The organism is Rheinheimera sp. (genome assembly GCF_036568245.1).
In the GTDB taxonomy this organism is placed as follows: Bacteria; Pseudomonadota; Gammaproteobacteria; order Enterobacterales; family Alteromonadaceae; genus Alishewanella.
In genome coordinates this window covers 1-6,225 of record NZ_DATCSY010000378.1, presented here as the reverse complement: position 1 = coordinate 6,225, position 6,225 = coordinate 1, and the positions used below count along the sequence as shown (strand labels likewise).

The following is a 6,225-nucleotide window of genomic DNA, read 5'->3' as shown; positions in this document are numbered from 1 at the left end:
GGATGAATCCAGACTACTGCAACTGGAAAAGTATGGTGTATTAAGCCAGCCCAAGCGCTTTAACTGGCTGTTAGCCACTGCGAACCTTTATCAGGAAAACGGTAACTACGACCAAGCAGCTGCACTATTACAGACTGCAGAACAGCTCTCTGCAGACAACGCCTCTTTACTCAATGCCAAGGCCAGCCTGGCTATTAGATTACGTCAGTTTGCAAAAGCCAATAATTTACTACAACAAACGCTGAGTAAGGATCCGCAAAATATCGAAACACTGCTGCTGCTGGGTAATCTGGCCAAAGAACAACAGCAACCTGAAGCTGCTCTTGATTATTATCAGCGTGCTTTGGCGCTGCAGAGCGACAACCCTTTCGTGTTACGCGCACTGAGCGCAGCCTGGTTCGCTGTAGGCCAGCCGGACAAGGCCCGGCCGCTATTACTTAAGCTGCAGGACATGGGGCTGAATGATGCTTATCTGCGTTTTAGTTTACTGCTGCTAAACGCTGTGCTGGATAACAAAACTGAAACCACTAATTTTGTTGCGCTACGCGATGATCTGAATGCACTGCCAGCCGATTACTTCGCCGCCGCACCGGCACAACTGTACTTGAGGGCTGCTTTGAATTATCTGCTTGGGGCGTCAGAACAGGCGATTCAGGATTTAGAGGCTTACCTTAAACTGCAACCGCAAGATTCAAATGCGATAGCTTTGATTGCGGAACACTATTTACGTACCAGAGAACCCAGTATGGCACTGCGTTTTCTGGAGAGACACCAGCAGCATATCCAGAATTCAATCCCGCTGCTGGCTCAGCATGTGTTGCTGACGATGCGCGCGGGTAAGCTTAAAACTGCTGAAACGATGCTAAGTGACATCCGGGCCCGGTTTCCAGCCGATGCAACAATGGCTGCACTGGATGCCGATTTAAAACGCCAGTTATATGGCCCGGAGTTCGCCCTGCAGGAACTCAATAGGCAGCTAAGCCCAAATACGCCCGCGACGCTGTTAACCGGTGCTTTGCTGGCGCTGGATATTGGCGACAATGATACCGCTTTGGAAAAAGCTCACCAACTGATAACGTTGGCACCAAACAATCCGGATTATCTCAACTTGTATGCAGGTATTCTGTTACAGGCGCAACAATACCAGAGTGTGAACCAGATATTGCAGCAGCTATTGGCGCTACAACCAAAACACTTTGCCGGCAGACTAACACTGGCCAATCTGCAGATTAGTCAGGGCAACATAAATGAGGCTGAAACCTTACTTTCAACGCTGCTGAAAGAGCAGCCCTATCATCAGGCTACAACGGTGCTGCTGGCTGCCGCAGAACTGCAGCTGAACAAAACACAACAGGCAGAGCAACGGCTAAATACCATGCTTAACCTCAAGTACTACCGCCCGGCAGTAGACCTGCTGCTGCGCCACTATTTAACAACCAACGCCCTGACAGATGCACGCTATCTGCTACAGCGGGCATTGCGGCAAGAGTTTCTAGATAAAGAGTTACTGTTTCAGGAAGTCGAAGTACTACTCGCACTGAACGAAACAGCACAAGCTGAGGACAAAATAAAACTTATTCAGTCGCTGCCTGAACTGAGCAGTGGTCACTGGCTGCAGCTGGGCAAAATTCAGCAACGACTTGGGCACACGCAACTGGCGCAGCAAAACCTGGCTACAGCAATACAGCTCTCGCCAGACCAACCGGTATATCAGTACGAATACATAGCAATGCTGATAGCGAACAACAAACTCACGCTTGCGAAAGAGCAACTGGCCGCACTGAAAGGCGAATCAGGCCAAAGTGCCGATGCCTATTTACTGCGCGCAGAGTATGCTAACAAAACAGGTAACAGCGCAGATGCTTTCGCTGCTTTTCAAACCAGCATCAGCAAAGACCCGTTTTTCAATCGCGCCTGGGCCGGTTTATACGAATTAGCCCGGCAGGAAAAATATAATCAGGGTTTTGTCATGACAGCTGAGCAACAGCTTAATGCTCACCCTGAAAATGTCTGGCTGCGCCGGCTACTGGCAGAGCATCACATCAACCATCAATCTTATGCCGCGGCCAAAACACAATATCAACGGCTGTTGAACGCCGGCGAGTTTACCGATGACCCATGGTTATACAATAACTTAGCCAATGCGTTGTTACAGGATGATCCACAGCAAGCACTGTCGTATGCAACGCAGGCAGATAAGCTGCTTGGTAACAACCCCCGGATTCAATTAACACGGGCTAAAGCTTTGCTCGAGCTGCGTCAATTTGATCAGGCGCTACCAGTGCTGCGACAGGCATTCGCACTCGACAGCACTAATGCAGAAGTAAACTACCTGCTGGCAGAGAGCCTGGTACAGTTACAACGTAAAGATGAAGCACGGCTGATACTGCAAAAGTTGGTTAATAGCAGCAGCCAGGCAGAATACCGGAGTAAAGCGTCGAGCCTGCTAGACACTCTCTAGCCAGCCGACGCTGCCATCGCTACACAGTGTTTAGTGCCGCCAGTGCCTGTTCAATTTCCCGCTCGTTATTTATCAGGCTGGGCGCAAAACGGGCATAAGACTTACGGTACGGCGTACTGCTGATAATAATGCCTTTGCCATGCATCGCTTTAACGACATCGTCCGGCGCCATTTGTTTATAGTCAAAACATACCAAGCCGGACGACAACTCCGCCGACATTGGCGTATACAGTTTTACCCCGCTCATGTCAGCCAAGCCTTGCTTGGTTTGGCTGTTAAGCTGGTGAATACGCCTTTGCACATCCGCTTTACCCAGTTGCAGATGCAGTTTAAAGGCTTCGGGTAGTGCCCAGCGATGCTCAAACGAATGAAATCCACCCGGTGTCATATGCTCGCCAATGGCGACCTGATCCTGGGTGCTGCCACCCAGCCAGACATCATAGGATTGGCTAAAACTGGGAATAACCGCAGTGCAGTGCTGCCAACCGCGTTCGCTGCCCCAGATCACGCCAGTGCCGCGCGGACCGAAAATCCATTTATGCGTACCGGCAATAAAGAAATCACAGCCCAAGGTGGAAACATCTACATTTTCAATACCAAAGCCATGCACGCCATCGACGCAGAAAATAATCTGATCGGCCTCGGCCCGGCTGTTATTCAGCTCATGCAGCATATCGGCAATAGCACGCACCGGCAGTTTTACCCCGGTAGAGGAGTGCACCCAGGTTACGGCAACCACCTTCGTTTTCGCTGTTATCGCGGCTTTAAGCTTGCTAACTACTTCATCGACCGACACCTGTGCGGGATCATCATACAGTGCCACCTGGCGCACCTTAGCGCCGGTTCTGTCGGCCCTGAGTTTAAGCGATAAATCGGTAGAGTAGTGATCATGCACCGTATGCAGTATTTCATCGCCCGGCCGCAGTTTTAAACCGCTGTACACCATGGCGAGCCCCATAGTGGTGCTATCGGTAAGCGCGATTTGCCAGGCTTCGCCGCCCATGTACTCTGCTGCTGCGGCAGCAATCTGGTGATCAATGGTCATAAAATGCTCATGCCAGTAATCGGCCGGGTTTTCATCAAAAGCTTTACGATGCCGTTCAATTGCCGCCGCCACCGGTTTGGGGTGCGACGCCAGCAAAAAGGTAGCTAAATGTATGTAGTCGTGCGTCAAAGCAAACTGCTGTCGCAGGCCTTTCCAATCTGCGGTTTTAAGCGCGGGTATTGCTGTGCTGGCTTGCAGCAGGTTAGACACCGGCAGCAAACTGCTACCGAGTAATAATGAGGTTTTAGTAAGAAAATCGCGGCGTTTCATACTTAATCATCCTGATTAAATTTTAATCAGTGTAGTGTATAAAACCCGAACTGCCGTACAATTGCACCAATCTGACATTAGCCGGTTGTATAGCAAGGTGTTTTTAAAAGCATAAAAAAGCCCCGCCGGCAAAACCGACAGGGCTAAGTATTAGCTATCTGAAGCTGTTAAAACGCCAGCTTATCCAGAATATCGTCATCTACCCGGTTAGCCAGTGTGACTTTCAGCTTCGGTGTTCTGGCCATTTCACGCTTAATGGCAAAGTCAGCCTCAGCGTTACGCGCCCAGCTACGCCGTGCAATACCGTTGTTAACATCAAACAACAGCATCGACTTTAAGCGGCGGTCTGCTTCACTTGTGCCATCCAGCAGCATACCAAAGCCACCGTTAATTACTTCGCCCCAGCCTACCCCGCCGCCGTTATGGATAGATACCCAGGTTGCACCGCGGAAGCTGTCACCTATGACGTTGTGAATAGCCATATCGGCGGTAAATCGGCTGCCATCGTAAATGTTAGAAGTTTCACGAAACGGTGAGTCGGTGCCACTGACATCATGGTGATCGCGCCCCAGCACTACCGGGCCAATTTCACCGCGGGCAATGGCCGCGTTAAAGGCTGCGGCAATTTCCATCCGGCCTTGCGCATCGGCATATAAAATTCGTGCCTGCGAGCCGACCACCAGCTTGTTCTGCTTAGCGTCTTTAATCCAGGTGATGTTATCCTGCATTTGCTGCTGAATTTCTTCTGGCGCTTCTGTCATAAGGCGCTCAAGCACCTGTGCCGCAATCGCATCGGTTTTATCCAAATCCTCAGGCTTACCGGAGGTACAGACCCAGCGGAACGGGCCAAAGCCGTAGTCAAAACACATCGGGCCTAAGATATCCTGCACATAAGAGGGATATTTAAAATCGATGCCGTTATCGGCCATCACATCGCCACCGGCACGTGAGGCTTCGAGTAAAAACGCATTACCGTAGTCAAAAAAGTAAGTGCCTTTCGCCGTGTGTTTGTTCACCGCGTCAGCATGACGTTTTAATGTCGCCTGCACTTTAGCTTTAAACAGCTCAGGTTCTTCCCGGATCAAACGATTCGCTTCGTCATAGCTAATCCCAACCGGGTAGTAACCGCCCGACCACGGGTTATGCAGTGAGGTTTGATCTGAGCCTAAGTGCACGAAAATATCGCTCTGAAAAAAGCTTTCCCACACATCCACCACGTTACCAATGTAGGCAATCGACACAACTTCTTCGTTGGCTTGCGCCTGTTTTACCCGCGCAATCAGCGCGTCCATGTTGTCGATTAGCTCGTCAACCCAGCCCTGCTGATGGCGCTTAGTGGCGGCTTTCGGGTTCACTTCGGCACAGACAGTAATACAACCGGCGATGTTACCGGCTTTGGGCTGGGCGCCACTCATACCGCCTAAACCGGCGGTGAGGAAGATTTTGCCTTTGCTACTTTCGCCCTTTTGCAACACCTTACGAAACGCGTTCATCACCGTGATGGTAGTACCGTGCACTATGCCCTGTGGCCCGATATACATGTATGAACCGGCGGTCATCTGGCCATATTGGGTCACACCTAAGGCATTAAAGCGCTCCCAGTCATCCGGCTTGGAGTAGTTCGGGATCATCATACCGTTAGTGACAATAACCCGCGGTGCTTCTTCCGACGACGGAAATAACCCCATAGGGTGGCCTGAGTACATGTGTAATGTCTGATCGCTTTCCATCTCGCTTAAGTACTGCATGGTTAAACGATACTGCGCCCAATTTTGGAACACGGCGCCATTACCACCATAGGTAATCAGCTCTTCCGGGTGCTGTGCTACTGCCGGGTCGAGGTTGTTATCAATCATCAGCATAATGGCGGCGGCCTGCTGGCAGTTGGCCGGATAATCAGTAATTGGCCGCGCTTTTAGCTCGTAGTCCGGCTTAAAGCGGTACATATAAATACGGCCGTAATCACTCAGCTCTTTGGCAAACTCTGCCGCCAGTTCGCTGTGCCAAGCTTTTGGGAAGTAACGCAGCGCATTACGCACCGCCAGCTGCTTTTCTGCTTTGGTCAGTATGTCTTTACGCTTAGGTGCCCGGTTCGCATCCACCGGATACGGCTTAGCTGGCGGTAACTCGGCTGGGATACCTTGCTTAATCTGGTCCTGAAAAGTCATCATCCGTCTCCCCTTAGTTCAGCGCAAAGTTGACAGTAAAGGCCTGGGTTTTCACCAGTTCAATCATGGCGTCGATATCCGGCTTTAATAAGCGGTCTTCTTCCAACTTGGCCACCTTGCTACGAATGAGGGCAAAGTTTTGTTCAATGATATCAGAGCAGGTATTTGGCCGGCGGAACTCTATTGCCTGAGCGGCATACATCAGTTCTATCGCCAGAATTTTTTCCAGGTTACCTAAGATCTGGTTTAATTTGCGGCCAGAGATACTGCCCATAGACACA

General features: G+C 50.6%; 4 protein-coding genes. 1 reads left to right on the top strand and 3 read right to left on the bottom strand.

Going from position 1 to position 6,225, the window contains the following annotated elements; translation table 11 throughout:
• A partial coding sequence (locus tag VIN66_RS16820; protein ID WP_331925058.1) for a tetratricopeptide repeat protein occupies window positions 1-2,461 on the top strand: 2,461 nt, incomplete at its 5' end.
• Window positions 2,462-2,480: 19 nt separating this feature from the next.
• Here the strand turns inward: VIN66_RS16820 and VIN66_RS16815 are convergent.
• The 3 genes from VIN66_RS16815 to VIN66_RS16805 all read right to left on the bottom strand — a co-directional run.
• A complete protein-coding gene (locus tag VIN66_RS16815) occupies window positions 2,481-3,776 on the bottom strand; it encodes an aminotransferase class V-fold PLP-dependent enzyme (protein WP_331925057.1) in 1,296 nt (431 codons plus the stop codon).
• Between the two features lie 167 nt (window positions 3,777-3,943).
• The gene (locus VIN66_RS16810; RefSeq protein ID WP_331925056.1) at window positions 3,944-5,947 is read right to left on the bottom strand and encodes a urocanate hydratase; all 2,004 of its coding nucleotides are present in this window, start codon (window positions 5,945-5,947) and stop codon (window positions 3,944-3,946) included.
• Between the two features lie 10 nt (window positions 5,948-5,957).
• The coding region (locus VIN66_RS16805) for an aromatic amino acid lyase (protein WP_331925055.1) at window positions 5,958-6,225 on the bottom strand (268 nt) is incomplete at its 5' end.

Coding starts and splice junctions, on each gene's coding strand:
- VIN66_RS16815 (WP_331925057.1), bottom strand. CDS start 3,776: ATGAAACGCCGCGATTTTCTTACTAAAACCTCATTATTACTCGGTAGC.
- VIN66_RS16810 (WP_331925056.1), bottom strand. CDS start 5,947: ATGATGACTTTTCAGGACCAGATTAAGCAAGGTATCCCAGCCGAGTTA.